The sequence below is a fragment of the Arthrobacter agilis genome (assembly GCF_002953615.1).
GTDB lineage: Bacteria > Actinomycetota > Actinomycetes > Actinomycetales > Micrococcaceae > Arthrobacter_D > Arthrobacter_D agilis_B.
In genome coordinates this window covers 3209245-3213338 of sequence record NZ_CP024915.1, presented here as the reverse complement: position 1 = coordinate 3213338, position 4094 = coordinate 3209245, and the positions used below count along the sequence as shown (strand labels likewise).

Genomic DNA, 4094 nt, shown 5'->3' with positions numbered 1-4094 from the left:
CGTTCCCCCGGCCGACGCCACCGTGATACCCGCCGCGAGCAGCCGTTCGGCGACCTCGGGCGCCAGGACGGGGTGCTCCAGATAGTGTCCGCTGCCGAACCAGGCGGACCAGCCGGTATGGAACAACACCATCGCCTGGCGCGTCAGGTCCTGCAGCTGGCCCTCCACGGAGGCCCAGGTGATGACCTCGTGCGGAGCCAGGCCGGTGCACTGCACGATGCGTGCCGGCCCCACCAGCCGGCCGAGGTCGATGTCGTCCACGGCCTGCCCGCCCGCGATCGAGTGGAGGGGCGCGTCGAGATGGGTGCCCGTGTGGGACCCGGCGTGGAGCGAGGCCACCTGGTACCCGTCCTCGGCGACCGTCGCGACGGTGCTCAGGACGACCTCCGGATCACCCGGGTAGACCTGCATCCCGGTATGGACGGGCTGCGAGAGGTCAACGATCCGCACGGACGCCCTGCTGCTCCGGGAGATCCAGGAGATGGACACGCGGGTGCCCGTCGCGGCTGATACGTCGTGACGCCGCCGCCCAGGCGAAGTAGAGCAGGGCGGACAGCACGAAGGTCGGGATGGTCGCTCCGATCGGACTGGGGACGACATAGGTGAGGAGCAGGGATGCGCCGGCTCCGAGGAGCCAGACCAGGACCGCGGCCACGTTCACCCCCCCGGTGTACCAGTACTCGCCGCCGCTGGCACGGAGGATGTCCCGGCCGTAGTGGCGGGAGCGCACCACGTAGTAGTCGACGATCATGATGGCGAAGACGGGGATGAACAGGGCGCCGATCACCGTCAGGAAGGCCGTGAACTGGTTCAGGAGCGCGAGCCAGGTGGAGCCGAGGATCGAGATGACGCCGAGCACGATCGCGGTCGGCAGGAACGTGACGCGCCGGGAGGGCACCATGTTCACGACGGAGGCCACCATGCCGTAGACCACCATGGTGTTGGTGGCCATGACGGACAGGAAGATCACGACGGCGAGCGGAGCACCGAAGGAGGCGACGATCACGGTGGGATCGAACGGCACGGCCTCCCCGCCGTCGAGCACCACGTAGCCGATGGCCGTCGCGCCGAGCGTCATGGCGAGCACGGTGGAGAGCATGTACCCGATCCCCGAACCGATCATCCCCGCCGACTGCGTGCGCGCGAGGCGGTTGAACTCCGCGGACAGCACCGTCCAGGAGATCGCCGTCGCGATCACGACGTCCAGGGCGGCGACACCCGTCCAGCCCGCTGCCGTGTCCTGCGGGATGGCGGCGATGTCCGCGGGGCTGTAGGCGAGGAACGCGGTGGTGAAGATGTACGCCATGAAGGCGAGGATCACGAGGGCGAGCCACGGCTCCACGCGGGCGATCCCGGTGTGGCCGAAGATCGCCAGGCACACCACCAGCAACTGGCACAGCACCGAGAAGAGGACGGGGCTCGAGAACCCGGTGGCCTGCTCGACGAGGAAGTTCACGGTCACGCCAGCGAGCATCGCCTGCACCCAGCTCCAGCCCATGAGCGTGATGACGTTCGCGGCCACCGGCAGGAAGGACCCCCGCAGCCCGAAGGACCCCTTCGTCAGGGACATCGTCGCCAGGCCGGTGCGCGTGCCCATGTTGCCCACCAGGACCAGCACCGAGCCGCCGATGAGCGTGCCCAGCACGATCATGGCGACGGCGAGCGGCCAGCTGATGCCGGGGACGAACAGGGTGCCGGTGAGGAGGGTGGTGACCACGAGGTTCGCGGCGAGCCAGATCATGCCCATCCGGGCCGTACCGAGCGTGCCGCGCAGTGGGCCGTAGCCGTCGGAGTTCCGGTCGAGGTGGTCCGACAGGCGTCGGTAGGCCGAGGTGGGAGGGGTTCCTGCCGTCATGGTGGTCTTACTTCCGGTCGTCGTGGGGGGTGGGGCTGAGGTGTTCGTGGACCGCCGTGATGGTGCCGTCCGAGCGGCGGAAGACGATCGTCTCGCGCTCCCGGGTGGTCTCCGACTCCCCGGCGGTCTCCGTGGTGGTGCGGACGTCATGCGTGAAGACCGCCACGTCCCCGAGCAGCTGCACGCGCCGGTCGCTGCTGGAGCAGTCCGTCACGCGCCACCCCGCATCGAGCCACGTCGACCACAGCTGCTCGTAGGCGGCCCTCGACCCGAGCCTGCGGTCCTCGGTGTGGAAGACGAAGGTCGCGTCCTCGGCGAAGCAGGCGAAGTATGCCTGCGTGTCGGTCGCACGGAAGGCCTCCACGAGGGCGTTGGCCGCGTGGAGCACGTCCTCCTCCGTGAGATGTGCATCGGTCATCGAGCGTCGTCCCTTCCACCGTCACCCTCGGGTTGCCCACAGGTGAACATTTGTTGTCCAGTGAGTGTGTGTGACGTGGGCGACGTTGTCAACGGAGCACGGCCTCGCCGTCGGCCGGGGAACGCCGGACGGCCTCCCCCGCATTGCTAGGGTGAGGGCATGTCACCGAACCCCGTCGCCCTCATCACCGGCGCCTCCCGCGGTATCGGCCGCGCCATCGCCGACGAGCTCGGCTCCACGCACCACCTGCTGCTCGGCGGCCGCGACCTCACCGCCCTGGCGGACCTGTCGTCGTCGTTCCCGTCCGCGGAACCCTTCGCGGCGGAACTGCGCGACGCCGGGCAGGTGGCCGCCGCCGTGGCAGGGATCCCGCGCCTGGATGTCCTCGTCCACTCGGCGGGCGTGCTCCGGATGGGGCCGGTCGCGGAACTGTCCGACGATGCCTGGCGCGAGAGCTTCGAGGTCAACGTGTTCGCGGTCGCGTCCCTCACGCGGGCGCTGCTGCCGGCACTGCGCGCCGCTTCGGGCCAGATCATCGCCATCAACAGCGGGTCCGGGTACACCTCCGGCGCCGGGTCGGCCGTCTACAGCGGGACCAAGTTCGCGCTGCGGGCCCTCACGGACGCGCTGCGGGAGGAGGAGCGGCCACACGGTGTGCGGGTCAGCTCCATCCACCCGGGCAGGGTCGCCACCGACATGCAGGAGGAACTGCATGCATGGGAGGGCAGGGACTACCGGCCTGAGGCATGGATCCGCCCGGACCAGGTGGCGAAGGCCGTCCGGCTCGCCGTCGATGCGACACAGGAGTCGGCGATCGAGACCCTCAGCATCCGGCCCTCCGGCATCACGCTCGGCTGACCCACACTCCAGCGGCGGCAGCCGACCAGCACAGGTCCTGCGTCCAGGGCCGCTAGCCGACCACTCGGGGCCTGCCGAACTGCGTCTGCACTCCCGGGGAGAACAGCACCGACTCCGGCGGACCCTCGACCCGGAGCCCCGCCGCACCGAGCAGTCCGTCGTCGAACTCTGTCAGCGTGGCCGGGTGGAGCGGCCAGGGGGAATGGGTGTTGGGGATGTAGAGCGTCCGGCCGGCCAGGGTGCTGTGCAGGCCGAAGCGGGCAGTGAGTTCGAGGGACAGGACGTCCTCCGCGGTGCGCTCCAGCTCGGGGCGGGCGACGAAGCGGGACGTCGCCTGCCGGCGGTACCGGACGACGTCGTACCCGTACTCCCGCTGCGCATCCCCGCCCCGCTGGAGCGGTGCGCATCTCGACCACACGTAGGGGATGCCGCCCGCCCGCGCCGCGAGCACCACGGCGAGGCGGGACGCGTCGAGGGTCACGAAGACCACGCCGCGCGTACCGTCCGGACCCCGCGAGTAGAGCCGCACGTTGATCTCGGTGAAGGACCCGAGATGGGGCACGGGCAGGCCCCGGCCGAGCCCGGCTCCGACCATCCGGAAGCCGATCAGCCCGACCCAGGACGAACCGTCCACCACGTCCGGGGTGACGCCGGGCGGCATGAAGCGCTGCACGGCGTCAGCGGCGATCCGCCAGTGCAGGAACACGGCATCCGCCCAGAACTGGTCCATGATGACGGGCGACGGCAGGTCGGGGGCGAGCTGCCAGCCGGGGTCCCGGCCGTCCGTGGTCATGACAGGGGCTCCCCGCACTCGTCGCGTTCCGCCGCGAAGCGGTACCACTCGGGCAGCGCGGCCGTGAAGGCCGAGCGGATGTCCGGGTCCTCGGCCACGGTCCAGTCCACGGCCGCGCCCACCTCGGGTTCCACCTTGTTCCACTCGAACCAGTTCACCATCCGCAGCTG

Annotated in this window: 5 protein-coding genes; 1 reads left to right on the top strand and 4 read right to left on the bottom strand. The window is 70.4% G+C overall.

Going from position 1 to position 4094, the window contains the following annotated elements; translation table 11 throughout:
• The 3 genes from CVO76_RS15735 to CVO76_RS15725 all read right to left on the bottom strand — a co-directional run.
• A partial coding sequence (locus tag CVO76_RS15735) for a cyclase family protein (protein ID WP_208740059.1) occupies positions 1–450 on the bottom strand: 450 nt, incomplete at its 3' end.
• The gene (locus tag CVO76_RS15730; RefSeq protein WP_208740058.1) at positions 437–1855 is read right to left on the bottom strand and encodes a purine-cytosine permease family protein; all 1419 of its coding nucleotides are present in this window, start codon (positions 1853–1855) and stop codon (positions 437–439) included. The genes CVO76_RS15730 and CVO76_RS15735, both read right to left, overlap by 14 nt.
• Positions 1856–1862: 7 nt before the next feature.
• Positions 1863–2273: a YybH family protein gene (locus CVO76_RS15725; protein WP_133081372.1), complete on the bottom strand. Its 411-nt coding sequence runs from the start codon at positions 2271–2273 to the stop codon at positions 1863–1865.
• A 159-nt stretch (positions 2274–2432) separates the two neighbouring features.
• Here CVO76_RS15725 and CVO76_RS15720 point away from each other — a divergent pair, with 159 nt between their 5' ends.
• On the top strand, positions 2433–3131 hold the full coding sequence (locus tag CVO76_RS15720; protein ID WP_208740057.1) for an SDR family oxidoreductase: 699 nt from the start codon (positions 2433–2435) through the stop codon (positions 3129–3131).
• Between the two features lie 52 nt (positions 3132–3183).
• On the opposite strand, the gene CVO76_RS15715 is transcribed toward CVO76_RS15720, so the two are convergent.
• Positions 3184–3924 (bottom strand): YqjF family protein, encoded by a 741-nt coding sequence (locus CVO76_RS15715; protein WP_244186044.1) that lies wholly within the window; start codon positions 3922–3924, stop codon positions 3184–3186.
• Positions 3925–4094 lie beyond the last annotated feature (170 nt).

Excerpts from the sequence above, each read along its gene's own strand:
- CVO76_RS15730 (WP_208740058.1), bottom strand. The coding sequence starts at position 1,855 with ATGACGGCAGGAACCCCTCCCACCTCGGCCTACCGACGCCTGTCGGAC.
- CVO76_RS15725 (WP_133081372.1), bottom strand. The coding sequence starts at position 2,273 with ATGACCGATGCACATCTCACGGAGGAGGACGTGCTCCACGCGGCCAAC.
- CVO76_RS15720 (WP_208740057.1), top strand. The coding sequence starts at position 2,433 with ATGTCACCGAACCCCGTCGCCCTCATCACCGGCGCCTCCCGCGGTATC.
- CVO76_RS15715 (WP_244186044.1), bottom strand. The coding sequence starts at position 3,924 with ATGACCACGGACGGCCGGGACCCCGGCTGGCAGCTCGCCCCCGACCTG.